Here is a 13,745-nt window from a genome sequence, read left to right as displayed (position 1 = left end):
AACGCTCCCGTATTTCGGTGTCGAGCATGGCAACTACTGCCGGGTTCGGACATCGTGTTCCTCATTGTTAATGATTCTTTGCAGCGAAAAGTAGATACTTCCACTGCCCGTGGTTTGCAAACAAAAAAAAGGGCCGCCTGCAGGCGGCCCACTGAAAACATGAATATATGGGTTAAATGCGCACAGGCAACTTCTTGAGCAATTCATCCACCACGCGCCTGTGCTGCTTCTCGACTTCCTTGTCCTTGAGGGTCTTCTTGGCATGACGATACGTCAAACGGAAGGAGAGGTTGCGCTCTTCGCTGTTGTCTTCGGGAGCATATTCCGCGACAAGATGGATGGACTCCAGCAGCGGCACCTTGATTTCGGCAATGGCGTCCCGCACCGCGCCCGCAGGCAGGGAAGAGGGACCAATGACCGTGATGTCGCGCCGGCTCGGCGGGAACTTGGGCAGTTCCTTGAAGCTGATCTTGTGCGAACGCACCATGTTCCACAGCTTGGCAGCATCCATGTCCGCCATCCATACGGACTTGCGCGCATGGTAGAAATCCGCAATGTCGGGCCGAACCTGCCCCATGACGCCCACCAGTTCGTCGCCGATCATGACGTTGATGCACGGCTCAAGGTAGGGGTGATCCTTGACCAACACGCAATCCGGTTCATCCAGTTTGAGATGGTCCTCAAGCAGATGTTCGACATGGCCCTTGATATCCAGATAATCGGCATCTTCCTGGGGCCACGGCCAGTCTGCGGCATGGCGCGGGCCATACAGCAACATGCCGAGCCGCAGGTGCTCGGCGGTTTCCGTGTCGGACGCGGTGTCGGCCACAAATTTCTTGGCTACCTCGAAAATGCGAATATGACCATTACCCTGAGCAAGGTTGTTCTTGAGCGTATTCAGAAGGCCCGGAGTAATATCCATGCGCATGACATTCTGATCTTCAGAAAGCGGGTTGGCTATGGGCACCCGGCCTTCCTCGGGAAGGTTCAGGCGATCGAGATCGTCGTCCCCCACAAAACTGTAGTTGATGGCCTCGTTGAGTCCGGCCCCCATCCCCCAACGCTTGAGTGAACGCACAAAACCGTATTCGGTTTCCGCGGTCACGCAGCCGCCTTCAAGGGATTTGGAAACACGCGGAAGCACTGCGGGAATCCTGTCCAGGCCGTGAACCCGGCCCACCTCTTCATACAGGTCGACCTCACGTTCCAGATCAAGACGATGTGAAGGCGATGAAACTTTCCACTCGTCTTTGTTCGAATCGTCCACCGTACAGCCTTCGAGCACAAAGACCTTCTTGGCAAATTCCGGCTCAAGGTCCAGACCGAGCAATTTCATGCAACGGTCATGGCGGTAAATGTGGTTGCGGTCCTGCCACGGGGTCGGTTCATTCTTGGCAATGCCGGAGGTCACCTTTCCGCCGGAAGTCTCGGCCATGAGTTGGGCGGCCCGATTCAGGGCAAAAGTGTTCATGACCTGATCCACCCCGCGCTCAAAGCGATACGACGCCTCGCTGGGCAGGGAAAGCCTGCGGGCGGTCTTGCGGACGGTGCCGGGCCGGAACACGGCGGACTCCAGCAACACATTGGAACTGGTTGCCGTCATTTCAGAGTTGAGCCCGCCCATGACGCCGGCAAGGGCCACGGGCTTGACGCCGTCCCAGATCAGCAGGTCACGCGCGGTCAACGTGCGCTCCATGTCGTCCAGGGTGGTGAACTTCATGCCGTCCTGTGCCGGAGCAACACGGATGGTGGCTTTTTCGATGCGGTCCAGATCAAAGGCATGCAGGGGCTGCCCCAACTCGAACATGATGTAGTTGGTCACATCCACAACGTTGCTGATGGGCCGCTGACCAACGGAAAGCAACTTGAACCGCATCCAGTCCGGCGACTTGCGGGTCTGCACCTCGCGAATGACCCGGGCCTGATATAGCGGGCACAACTCGGAATCGTCGATAATGATGGAAATATCATCCGAGGCATTGCCTCCGGCTTCGACGAGATTGAACTTGGGCATGGTCAGAGGCAGGTCGAAGGCCAATGCTGTCTCGCGGGCAAATCCCAGCATGGACAAGGCATCGGCCCTGTTGGGCGTAATGTCGAAATCGAGCACCGTGCGTTCAAGATTCAAGGCATCCACCAACTTGTCGCCCACAGTCAGGTCTTCCGGCAATACCCAGATGCCTTCATGATCTTCGGAAAAACCGAGTTCGCGTTCCGAACAGATCATGCCGAACGACTTGACGCCGCGCAGCTTGGCCTTCTTGATTTTCATGCCGTCGGGCATGACTGTGCCGACCTTGGCAACGGGCACTTTCTGCCCTTTTGCCACGTTGGGAGCGCCGCAAACGATCTCCACGACTTCGTCGCCCACGTCAACGGTGCAAACGGACAGCTTTTCGGCCTCCGGGTGCTTCACGCACTCGACAACGTACCCGACAACAAGATCCTTGACCGATTCAAACGGATCATCAATGGATTCGAGTTCGAGCCCGAGCATGGTCAGGCGGTCGCCCAACTCCTGAGCCTCGCCCTCAAAGGGCACAAATTCGCGCAACCAATTGAAACTGACAAGCATTGATGGTGCCTCCGCCCCTCAGCCCTTCCCGCAGGAATACGCAAAGGGTTGGGTCTGTGAAATATATGATTACATCGCCTCGAAAGCCGCCGGCAATTCGCGCAAAGCCGGAGGCCCCGCAAAAAAGGAGCCTCCGGCCTGCACGAAAAATCTAGGCGAACTGTTCGAGGAAACGAACGTCGTTTTCGAAGAACATGCGCAGGTCGCCGATGCCGTACTTGAGCATGGCCACCCGCTCGACGCCCAGCCCGAAGGCGAACCCGGTGTAGACCTCGGGATCATATCCAACGGACTTGAATACATTGGGATCAACCATGCCGCAGCCGAGGATCTCGACCCAGCCGGTTCCCTTGCACACGCGACAGGTGCTGCCGTCCTTGTGGCCCTTGCCGCCGCACATGACGCAGGAGATGTCCACCTCTGCACTCGGCTCGGTAAAGGGGAAGAAGCTCGGACGGAAACGCACCTCGGTCTTCTTACCAAACAGCTGGCGCACAAACGCGGTCAGGGTTCCACGAAGATCGCTCATGGAAACCTCATGGTCCACAAGCAGGCCTTCGATCTGATGAAACATGGGCGTGTGCGTCAGGTCGGAGTCGCGGCGGTAAACCTTGCCCGGACAAATGACCGCCAGGGGCGGCTTCTTGCCCAGCATGCTGCGGACCTGCACCGGGGAGGTGTGAGTACGCAACACGATGTTTTCGGAAACATACAGGGTATCCTGCATATCCCGCGCGGGATGCTCGGGCGGAATGTTCAGGGCTTCGAAGTTGTGCCAGTCGTTTTCAACTTCCGGACCGGTGGCATGCTCGAAACCGAGTCCCACCAGAATCTCGCTGATTTCATCCATGACCAGCGTCACGGGATGCAACGATCCGGCCCACGGCTTGCGACCAGGCATGGAAGGATCGAAACGGCTCAACCGGGCCTCATCCTGGGCGCGGACCAATTCAGCCTGCCACCCGTCGATGAGCGAGGTCAGAAACTGCTTGACCTCGTTGGCCTTTCGGCCAGCCTCGGGCTTATGCTCGTTGGGCATCTTGCCAAGGGCGCCCATGCTCTTGGCGAGCTTGCCCTTGCGGCCCAGATACTCGACCCGGATTTCCTCAAGTTCATTCAATGAAGCAGCCTGGCCCTTGCATGCTTCGCACTCACGGGCCAGGCTGTCGAGACCTTCCAGGAAGGTCTTGAGTTCGTCACTCACGGTTAGCCAACCTGTACTTTGGCAGCCTCGGCGATCTTGGCGAACGCGTCCTTGTCGCGGACGGCCATGTCAGCCAGGACTTTGCGGTTCAGTTCGATGCCGGCCTTGGAAAGACCGTTCATGAAGCGGCTGTAGGAAAGGCCGTGTATACGAGCAGCGGCGTTGATGCGCATGATCCACAGCTTACGGAACTCGCGTTTCTTGCGTTTGCGGTCGCGGTAGGCTTTGCACAAGGCCTTTTCCACACGCTCACGAGCGGTGCGGTAAAGTCGGCTGCCTGCTCCACGATAGCCTTTGGCAAGCTTCAGATACTTTTTGTGACGCCTGCGGGCGGTCACTCCACGTTTGACTCTCATGTCATACCTCCATCGCTTACTACCCTCCGGATGGGCCGAAGCTCCCGGCAGGGCGGAATGGGGTTAAAAGGTTTGAAACTCAGCGCCATGTCGAAACGGACGGACAAAAACCCGCCCGGGTCAGACACGTGCTAGGCGTACGGCAGCATCCGGCGGACAGCCTTTTCGTTGGTCTTGTCCACGGTTGTTGCCTGGCCCAGACGACGCTTTCTCTTGGCATTCTTCTTGGTCAGGATATGCCTGAGGTTTTTCCTGCGGCGCTTGAATTTGCCGCTTCCGGTGGTCGCAAAACGCTTTGCGGCACACCTTCTCGTCTTAATCTTGGGCATGAAGTCCTCCTAGGGATTCTATCCGGCTAGGCCGGAAAAATATTCGCAAACCGCTCCGGGCGATTGACTCAGGCCTTCTTGACCGGGGAAAGCATCATGGTCATGGTGCGTCCCTCACTCGTGGGCCTGCTCTCTACCTTGGCGATTTCCTTTGTATCTTCCTGAACTCGTTCAAGAACCATGAGCCCACGGTCCTTGTGCACGATCTCCCGTCCGCGGAAAAATACAGTAACCTTGCAGCGGTCTCCGCCCTCAAGGAACCTGTAAATATGCTTGAGCTTCGTTTGGTAGTCATGATCGTCCGTCTTGGGACGGAACTTGACTTCCTTGATCTGAATTACGGTTTGGTTCTTTTTCGCCTCTTGCTGGCGCTTTTTCTGCTGATACTTGAACTTGCCGTAATCCATGATCTTGCAAACGGGCGGATCGGCATTGGCAGCGACCTCGACAAGGTCAAGGCCTTTTTCCTGGGCAATACGAAAAGCTTCGCGAGTGTCCAGAACGCCCAACTGTTCACCGTTGTCGTCAACAACCCTTACCTTAGGAACTCTGATCCGTTCGTTGCGTCGAACGCCGTCATCCCGCCGTCCGCGGGAGCGGTCATGTCGTCGAAAAGCTATAGCTCATTCCTCCGCGTTTGAAAGGTTCCCGTGCCGCGGCCGAAACCATCTCGACCGCCTCCTCCAGCGACAGCAACCCAGGATCTTCCCCGTCTCTGCTCCGGACGTTGACGCTTCCAGCCTCAACTTCCTTGTCTCCGATCACCAGCATGTAGGGGATCTTCTCAACCTGGGCCTCCCGAACTTTGTATCCGAGCTTCTCATTTCGAAGGTCCGCTTCGACGCGGATGCCTTTTTCACGGAAAAATTGCAAGACTTTTTCAGCAAATTCCCGCTGAGAGTCGGTAACTGTCAGGATCTTGGCCTGAACCGGAGCGAACCAAACAGGGAAGGCTCCGGCATAATGCTCTATCAAAATACCAAGGAAACGTTCCACCGATCCCATTATGGCGCGATGCACCATGACGGGGCGGTGACGTTCACCATCGTCGCCGATGTAACTCAAATCAAAGCGATCAGGCAAGGTGAAATCCACCTGAATTGTGGAACATTGCCATTCGCGACCAAGGCAGTCACGCACTTTGACGTCAATCTTGGGGCCGTAGAAGGCACCATCGCCCTCATTGATGTCATACGGAAGCCCCAAATCCTTCATGGCTTCCTCAAGGGCCACTGTGGCACGGTCCCAGTCCTCGTCAGAACCGATGGACTTTTCCGGACGCGTGGACAGCTCCATGGAATACGTAAAATCGAAAAGGCCCATGAGATCCTGCACCCACTTGACCACGCCCTTGATCTCTTCCTGCAGCTGGTCCGGGCTGCAGATGATGTGAGCGTCGTCCTGCGTAAAGCTGCGGACCCTGAGCAGGCCGTGCAGAACGCCGGACTTCTCGTGACGGTGCACAACGCCCAACTCGAAATAACGCTGGGGCAGGTCGCGATAGCTCATGAGCTTGCGGTTGTAGATGAGCATATGGGCCAGACAGTTCATGGGCTTGACCCCGTAGGCCTGCTCATCAATTTCCGTGAAATACATGTTTTCGCGATAGTTCTCGTAATGACCGGACGTTTCCCAAAGGTCGCGCTTGAGAATCTGCGGTCCGCGCACAAGTTCATAACCGCGCTTGAGCTGTTCCTTGGTCACGAAATCCTCAAGGATGGTACGAACCAGCGCGCCCTTGGGATGCCAGTAGGCCATGCCCGCCCCGCCCGCTTCCTGAAAGCTGAACAGGTCGAGCTGGGTCCCCAGCTTGCGATGGTCGCGTTTCTTGGCTTCCTCAAGCTGGTGCAGATGCTTCTTGAGCGCCTTGGGGTCCTGCCATGCCGTGCCGTAGATACGCTGCAACTGCTTGTTGTTCTCGTCGCCGCGCCAATAGGCACCGGCCACGCTCAACAGCTTGAAGGCCTTGAGCATCCCCGTGCGCGCAACATGGGGTCCGCGGCACAGGTCCGCGAAATCGCCGTGCGTATATATGGAATATTTGTCCTCACCGAGGTCGTCGATGAGTTCCAGCTTGTAGTCCTCGCCCTGCTCCACAAAAAACGAACGGGCCTCGTCCGCGCTCATGGTGCGGCAGGAAAACGGCTTGTCCGCGCCAACGGAGCTGGCCATTTCCTTTTCAATGGCCTCCAGGTCCTCGGGCGTGAACGGACGCTCGAAATCAAAATCGTAATAGAAGCCGTTTTCAACGGACGGGCCGATGGTAACCTTGGCGGACGGAAACAGCTTCTTGACCGCCTCGGCCATGAGGTGCGCCGTGGAGTGACGAATGATGTCGAGACCCTCGGGCGAATCGGCGAAGATCGGCTCCAGAGTCTCGCAGGTAGTGGGCACGGGCGCGGTAAGGTCGAGCATGGTCTCGCCACATTTGGCGACCACGACCTTCTTGAACTGCTTCTTGGACAGCCCTTCTTTGAGGACGTCGCCACACGGCGAACCGTCTTCAACATCAACCCGCTTACCAGCCACTTCTATCTGCATGGCGACATCTCCTGCGAGGCGTTTGGGTTCAAAGCAAAAGAAGGGAGGCCCCTGGGCCTCCCTTCCGGGGATTATCTGGTAGGCACGAGCAGATTTGAACTGCTGACCCCTTGCGTGTCAAGCAAGTGCTCTCCCCCTGAGCTACGCGCCTTCAGTTCGCCGCATTGCCGCGACGAGGACGAATTTCTATATTGACCTCGCCACGTTGTCAAGCGGCTTCGCATCACTTTTTTCAGTTTTTTTTATTCCGGGGCCACGCCAATGGCGTCCATGGCCTCCCGGGCCATAACAGCCACCGTGGTCTCCCGCATCGCATCATCCTGAAATACGCGCACGGATGAGGCATCCTGCAACAGGGACTGCAGCGGCTCCGCGGCCTCTTCATCCCGGAGGATCCCCAGTGCCCGCGCGGCCAGGCCGCGGTTGTGGGCGTCTTCATCCTCGAGCCCGGCTCTCAGAAACCGGACGGACGGAGCCACCAGCTCAGGCCGGACCGAGGCCAGTCTTCCCAGCCCCCAGAACACGCCGCGCCTGAGGTCGGGATGATCGAGATAGTTTCCGTCGCATTCACTGTCACAATAAATATACGACGCGAGAATGGACGAGAACTCATCCGCAATCCGGGCATTGTTGACCATGGCTTCGGCCATGGCCTCGGGGATACCCCAGCCCAGATTTCCAGACTCCTCGTTCATGTGCCACATGAACGTACGCATGAGCACACGGGCCTTTTCCATATTGGCTTCGGCAATGCGCCCGGCCACAAGGCCGAAGGCCACGACGGTTCGCCAACGGACATCTTCGTCCGCGTCCAGCCGAAGGGAAAACAACGGGGCAACGAGGCTGCCCGGCTCCCATTGCTCCAGCTCGGCAAGGCGTTGCCGCCAATCAGATGCGGCCAGAATGACACGAACATCCTTCTTGGTCCTGCGGAATCGAGACATGACGCCTCCTTTCGCCGGAAAGAAACGGTCCGGCGACCGCTACGTGTTGGCTTCGATTTCCTTGAGAAAATCTTCCGGCACGTCGAAACGGGACTCCTTGGCCTTGGCAGCAAATTCCGCGGCCTTGGACCAATCTTCCTTGTTTGCAGCGACAATGGCCAGATTATTCCAGGCCGGGCCGAACATGGGCTGCAGGTCCACGGCCTTCTGCAACACCTTTTCGGCTTCTTCGTAGTCGCCAATCGCAATATACGCACTGCCCATGGTGGCCAGGGCCTGCGCGAAATTGGGGTCGTACTTGATAGCGCGTTTCAGGCTCTGCAGGGCCTTTTCGGTCTCGCCCAGCTGCAACTGGACAAAGCCGATGTTGCCCCAGGGCACCGCAAAGAACGGGCGGGCCTTGGATGCCTGCACATTGTAGTTCAGGCAGCCCTCAAGATCTTCGCGCTGCATGGCGATCCCGCCCAGCTGCACGTAAGCCTCGGCCATGCTCGGGGAATTGGCCACGGCGTCGAGGAAATAGCGCTCGGCATCCATGAATTCCCGCTTGGAAAGGTACGCCACACCCAGGTTGTACATGGTGTTTGCACACGTCGGGCTCTTGTCGAGCTTCTGCTTGAGGTCGGCGATATAGTCTTCGATGTTGTCAAATTGTTCCATGTCAAATCCCTTGTTTGGTTAAGGCTCCACGCCCCGTTCCCTGCACAGCTTCTGATACCACAGGCAATACTCGTACAGGGGCCTCACCTTTTCAAAATTCATGACCAGCATGACGTTGAATTCATTGACCGCTTCAAGATACTCGTCATTAGGCTGGGCTTCCATGCTCTTCATGAACAGGCGGGTCAACTCGTGAGCGGTATGCCCGGTGGCATCGGTACGAATATCAATGGGGTCGAACGGCTTGGCGAACGGGTCCCACTTGTCGTACCCCATGCGGTCCACGAACTTTCGCCTGCGCGGATTCATCTTTTCATAGATAACCCGTTTCTGTTCTTCCATCTGCGTGAACGTCAGCTTGTCTTCCATGACCATTATTCCTTGCCGTCGCCCTTGCCGCCCAGAACGACGCTGAACGAATTTTCGGAGCAGGTCTGGCACTTGGACTTGTCTTCGGTGCATGATGCGCACGCCTCGGAAGCCGGGGCCGAAGAAGCCGGGGCAACAGACTCGGGCTGTTCGGCCTGCGGCGCCTGCTTGGGTGTTCCGGTCCGCACACCCAGAAACGAATCCGAAAACTCGGTCATGAGGGCTGTGGACACGGGCATGAGCATATCGCCCAACTGGGCATAGCGGGTGCTGATGCTGTCCGCGATCTCCTGGCTGATGGCCAGCAGGCGGTCATGCAGTGCGTCCATCTGCACCGTGGGATATTTCTCCCCGGCCACAAAGCCGGACTTGGCACAGGTGTGTCCCTGGCCGGCAATGGCCGTGGGCACACCGTACAGGCGACAGGTCAGCGGACGTTTGTCGTACATGACGCACAGATCGCCTTCGCCCAACAAGGGGCAGCGAATTCGTGTTCGGGCCACTTCCTCCATGACTTCCTGCGGAGTAAGCCCCTTCTGGCTGGATTTGAACAGCTTGCGCTTGAGCTTGAAAACCTGCCTGTCGTACTTGTCCGAGGCGTCCATGATGCCGGTACGGCCCATGCCGCTGAATGTCTTGGTGAAATGATGGTTGATATACAGCGATTCGACCAGCGAAAGGTCAAACAGCGCGTAACAGCAGTCGCAACAACCCTTTTCACATTTCACCTTGTCGGGAAAATCCTTCTCGAACCGGGCGAAAAGATTATCCACCTCTGCAACAAGTTCTTCATATTTTTTGAAATATTCAGTAAAATCCAATGCCATTATTTGCTCCTTGAACGTCCCGGGACTTTACGCCTCCACCAGCCACCCGCGATGCCCCAATAGATAAGTCCCCATTACCGTTCGTCAACCCGAAAAACAATTTCGAACACGGTGTCTGCAGGCATCTAAAAAAAACCGCCCTGACGGGGCGGACAACTGGCCTGATTCGAAACGGAATCGACAGGGTAATGAAAAATGTCCGGAAGCGGGTTTACCACTTCCGGACATGCATGGAATATCGAAACTAGTTCTCTTCGATTTCGATGGCATCCTGCTCACAAACTTCAACGCAGGATTCACAACCGAGACATTCGTCTTCGTTCACGGCAACAGCCTTGCCGTCCTGCAGTTCGTAAACTTCGACGGGACAAACATCAACACATTCGCCGTCGCCCACACACTTTTCAACATCAATGGTGATTGTGTAGCCCATTGTATCCTCCAGATTTGTTTTATTTTCACCGAATCCCGGGACTTCCGGTCCGGTAAGCTGCTTGGCAGGATGTAGCATCACCCGCCAGACAGCGCAACAACAATCAAGACATTACCAGGGACCCGGCAGAGCCGGGCTTCGACTGCTGATATCTTCATGAAATGAGCGTGTCAAGACAGGATTGCGCCAGACAACCACTACCGTAAAAAAACGCCCCGGACATGGTGCGGTTGTGCTCCGCGGCCATGTCGATTACATTCCTGTACTCAATGATTTCACACACAACCCAAAACGCAGGAATCACAATCATATGTTCAGCAACGAAGAATTGAAAAAGTATGCGGAAACTCTTTGGTGGGGGCTGGAAACCGCCCGCACGAAATCCTTTGAACCCGGTGACTTCGTTCTGGTTCGCTTCGACCTTGAAGCACTGCCCCTTGCCGAAGCAGTGTTCGAACTCCTGCTGGAGAAAAAGATCAACCCGGTCATGCGGTTGAACATGAGCACCACCATGGAAAAAGGCTTTTATGGCAAGGCAAACGACGACCAGCTCACCGTGGTCGCCCCGGGCGACGAAGAACTCATGCAGAACCTCAACGGCCTGATCTCGCTCATTGCGCCTTCCTCCCTCACCCACCTCAAGGAGGTCAACCCGGCGCGCATCGGACAGGCCGCCGTGGCCCGCAAATTCCTGCGAGACATCATGGAAAAACGCGAAATCTCCGGCGACTTCGGCTGGACCCTGTGCGTATACCCCACCAAGGCATACGCAGAAGCCGCGGGCATGAGCATCGAGGAATTCAAACAACAGGTGGTCAAGGCCTGCTTCTTGAACGAAGACAAGCCCTTTGAACGCTGGGTGTCCATTTTCAACGAGGCCGAAAAAGTCAAAAGCTGGCTCAACGGGCTGGACGTCGAGACCCTGCACCTCACTTCCGAGAGCATGGACCTGACCGTGACCCCGGGCAAGGACCGCCGCTGGCTCGGCGTTTCCGGCCACAACATCCCCAGCTTCGAGATTTTCCTCTCCCCGGACTGGCGCGGCACCACCGGAACCTACTACGCGGACCAGCCATCCTTCCGCTCCGGCAACTACGTGGAAGGCGTGCGCCTGCAATTCGAAAACGGCAAGGTGGTCGAATCCGACGCCAAGGAAGGAGCCGAATTCGTGCGCAAGCAACTGGCCATGGACGAAGGCGCCTGCCGCCTCGGGGAATTTTCCCTTACGGACCGGCGCTTTTCGCAAATCGACCGTTTCATGGCCAACACCCTGTTCGATGAAAACTTCGGCGGCGAATACGGCAACTGCCACGTGGCCGTGGGCGCCTCCTATGCCGACACCTATGCCGGGGACCAAAACGCATTGGATGAAGCCAAAAAACAGGAACTGGGATTCAATGACTCGGCCCTGCACTGGGATCTGGTGAATACCGAACCCAAGACCGTGACCGCGACCCTGAAGGACGGCAGCACCGTACTGATATATGAAAATGGAGAATTCCAGCAATAATCCGGCAACCACCATGAATACAAGGAATATATACCTCAAGACAGTCCCTCCGGACCAAGCGGTGCAGGCCGCCATGCAGGCCATTGACCGCGACCGGCTCATGCACACCGAAACCGTACCGAGCCAGCAGGCGTGCGGCCGGGTCACGGCGGCACCGGTCTTTGCCCGTTGCTCGTCACCCACGTTTCACGCCGCGGCCATGGACGGCATTGCCGTGCGGGCACAGGATACTTTTGCGGCCCGCGAAGACCAGCCCCTGACGCTTTGCAGGGAAAAGGATTACCTCCCGGTAAATACGGGCAATCCGCTTCCGCAAGGATTCAATACGGTCATCATGGTCGAGAACGTGGTGGAGCAGGACGCAGACACGGTGAGCATCGACGCGCCTGCCGCACCGTGGCAACACGTGCGCCGCATCGGCGAAGACATCGTGGCCACGGAACTGCTCATCCCGCAGAACACCGAGCTTTCCCCCTATGACGTGGGCGCGCTGCTTTCCGCCGGCATATTCGAAGTCGAGGTGCACGAAAACGTGCGGACCACGTTCATCCCCACCGGGGACGAGGTGCTGGACTTCCGCGACCGCCCTGCCCCAAAGCCGGGTCAGGTCATCGAATCCAATTCACAGGTCTTTCTGGCCTCCGCACGCGGAATGGGCATGGACGCCGAGAGCGTGCCCACGATCCCCGACCGCAAGGACGCGCTGACCGATGCGGTGCGAAAGGCTCTGGACAGCGGCAGCCACGTGGTCGTGGTAGGCGCGGGTTCCTCGGCAGGCAGCAAGGATTTCACGCGGCCCGTATTCGAGGAACTGGGACAGGTGCTGGTTCACGGCATAGCCGTGATGCCGGGCAAGCCGTCCCTGCTGGCGGTCACGGACGAACGCTCCGGCCATCCAGGCAGATTGTTGGTTGGCGCACCGGGCTACCCGGTCAGCGCCGTGGTCTGCTTTGACGAACTGATCGCCCCGCTGGCCGCATGGCTGGCCCGCAAGCCGGTTCCTGCCGCCCATGAAGTGGATGTGACCCTGACCACCAAGGTGCCGTCGCGTCCGGGCATGGCCGAAATGCTCCGGCTGGCCGTGGGCCGCGTCGGGGAACGGATCGTGGCGACTCCGCTCGGACGCGGCGCCGGGCTGCTGACGTCCATGATCAAGGCACAGGCAACGACCGTGATTCCCGCGGACCGCGAGGGCATCGACCAGGGCGAAACCGTGCGCGCACGGCTCTTGACCCATCCCCGGCAACTGGACTCCGTGCTCATGCACGTGGGCAGCCACGACAACACGCTGGACCTGCTGGCCAACGAACTCATGGGGCGTCCGTGTCCGGTGCGGCTGGTTTCCGGGCATGTGGGCAGCATGGGCGGGCTGAACGCGCTCAAGGCAGAATCGGCCCTGTTTGCGGGCTGCCACCTGTTCGATCCTGAATCCGGCGACTTCAATTTCCCGTTCATCACCCGGTATCTCAAGAACATGGACCTGACCGTGGTCAATCTGGCCATACGGCATCAGGGCCTCATGGTCGCTCCTGGAAACCCCAAAGGTATCCGGTCCGTTGCGGACCTTGCCCGCGAAGACGTGCGTTTCATCAACCGCCAGCGCGGTGCGGGAACGCGCATTCTGCTGGACCATCACCTGACCGAGGCCACAATCAATCCACGCACGGTACGTGGCTATGATCAGGAGGAATTCACGCACATGGCCGTGGCGGTCAACGTGCGCACCGGAGCCGCGGACTGCGGCCTTGGCATCCGGGCCGCGGCCACGGCGCTGGGGCTGGACTTTGTTCCGCTGGCGCGGGAACGCTATGATCTGGTCATTCCGACCCGATTCATGGATGACCCGCGCATTGCGGCCCTGCGGGAATGCATCGGCATGGATGCCACCCAGGACCGCATCAAGGAGCTGGGCGGCTATGAAACGACGCTCACCGGCCGCATCATGCAGCCCGGCGACGGACTGCAACCCAAAAACTAAAAAAAAGGGCCGCGTCTGC

At 57.9% G+C, this 13,745-nt stretch carries 13 protein-coding genes and 1 tRNA gene; 2 read left to right on the top strand and 12 right to left on the bottom strand.

Features of this window, described 5'->3' with window-relative positions; all coding sequences use genetic code 11:
• Positions 1–172: 172 nt before the first annotated feature.
• From pheT to F8A88_RS03540, 12 genes are all read right to left on the bottom strand, one after another.
• A complete protein-coding gene (gene pheT / locus F8A88_RS03595; RefSeq protein ID WP_151149711.1) occupies positions 173–2,575 on the bottom strand; it encodes a phenylalanine--tRNA ligase subunit beta in 2,403 nt (800 codons plus the stop codon).
• A gap of 151 nt (positions 2,576–2,726) precedes the next feature.
• Positions 2,727–3,779 carry a phenylalanine--tRNA ligase subunit alpha gene (gene pheS / locus F8A88_RS03590; protein ID WP_151149709.1) on the bottom strand — a complete coding sequence of 351 codons (1,053 nt, stop codon included), beginning with the start codon at positions 3,777–3,779 and terminating at the stop codon, positions 2,727–2,729.
• A 2-nt stretch (positions 3,780–3,781) separates the two neighbouring features.
• Positions 3,782–4,135: a 50S ribosomal protein L20 gene (rplT, locus tag F8A88_RS03585; protein WP_151149708.1), complete on the bottom strand. Its 354-nt coding sequence runs from the start codon at positions 4,133–4,135 to the stop codon at positions 3,782–3,784.
• A 131-nt stretch (positions 4,136–4,266) separates the two neighbouring features.
• The gene (rpmI, locus tag F8A88_RS03580) at positions 4,267–4,464 is read right to left on the bottom strand and encodes a 50S ribosomal protein L35 (protein ID WP_151149707.1); all 198 of its coding nucleotides are present in this window, start codon (positions 4,462–4,464) and stop codon (positions 4,267–4,269) included.
• A gap of 68 nt (positions 4,465–4,532) precedes the next feature.
• Positions 4,533–5,084, bottom strand: a complete 552-nt coding sequence (gene infC / locus F8A88_RS03575) for a translation initiation factor IF-3 (RefSeq protein WP_151149705.1) — start codon at positions 5,082–5,084, stop codon at positions 4,533–4,535.
• Entirely contained in the window at positions 5,065–7,005 is a 1,941-nt protein-coding gene (thrS, locus tag F8A88_RS03570) for a threonine--tRNA ligase (RefSeq protein ID WP_151149703.1), read from the bottom strand. Before thrS ends, infC begins: the two co-directional genes overlap by 20 nt.
• A gap of 76 nt (positions 7,006–7,081) precedes the next feature.
• Positions 7,082–7,156 (bottom strand) — tRNA-Val (locus tag F8A88_RS03565).
• A gap of 91 nt (positions 7,157–7,247) precedes the next feature.
• Positions 7,248–7,949 (bottom strand): DVU0298 family protein, encoded by a 702-nt coding sequence (locus F8A88_RS03560; RefSeq protein ID WP_151149701.1) that lies wholly within the window; start codon positions 7,947–7,949, stop codon positions 7,248–7,250.
• Between the two features lie 39 nt (positions 7,950–7,988).
• Positions 7,989–8,609 carry a tetratricopeptide repeat protein gene (locus tag F8A88_RS03555; protein WP_151149700.1) on the bottom strand — a complete coding sequence of 207 codons (621 nt, stop codon included), beginning with the start codon at positions 8,607–8,609 and terminating at the stop codon, positions 7,989–7,991.
• Positions 8,610–8,627: 18 nt separating this feature from the next.
• A complete protein-coding gene (locus F8A88_RS03550; protein ID WP_338325276.1) occupies positions 8,628–8,978 on the bottom strand; it encodes a hypothetical protein in 351 nt (116 codons plus the stop codon).
• Between the two features lie 5 nt (positions 8,979–8,983).
• Entirely contained in the window at positions 8,984–9,805 is an 822-nt protein-coding gene (locus F8A88_RS03545; protein WP_151149697.1) for a YkgJ family cysteine cluster protein, read from the bottom strand.
• A 244-nt stretch (positions 9,806–10,049) separates the two neighbouring features.
• Complete coding sequence (locus tag F8A88_RS03540; protein WP_151149695.1) at positions 10,050–10,238, bottom strand: ferredoxin; 189 nt, start codon at positions 10,236–10,238, stop codon at positions 10,050–10,052.
• Positions 10,239–10,548: 310 nt separating this feature from the next.
• Here F8A88_RS03540 and F8A88_RS03535 point away from each other — a divergent pair, with 310 nt between their 5' ends.
• Complete coding sequence (locus F8A88_RS03535) at positions 10,549–11,748, top strand: aminopeptidase (protein ID WP_151149694.1); 1,200 nt, start codon at positions 10,549–10,551, stop codon at positions 11,746–11,748.
• A gap of 13 nt (positions 11,749–11,761) precedes the next feature.
• Positions 11,762–13,726, top strand: coding sequence for a molybdopterin biosynthesis protein (locus F8A88_RS03530; RefSeq protein ID WP_151150249.1), 1,965 nt, complete (start codon positions 11,762–11,764; stop codon positions 13,724–13,726).
• Positions 13,727–13,745 lie beyond the last annotated feature (19 nt).

This window comes from Pseudodesulfovibrio senegalensis (assembly GCF_008830225.1).
Taxonomy (GTDB): domain Bacteria; phylum Desulfobacterota; class Desulfovibrionia; order Desulfovibrionales; family Desulfovibrionaceae; genus Pseudodesulfovibrio; species Pseudodesulfovibrio senegalensis.
The sequence above is the reverse complement of the archived record's forward strand: the minus strand, read 5'-3'. Positions and strand labels throughout refer to the sequence as shown.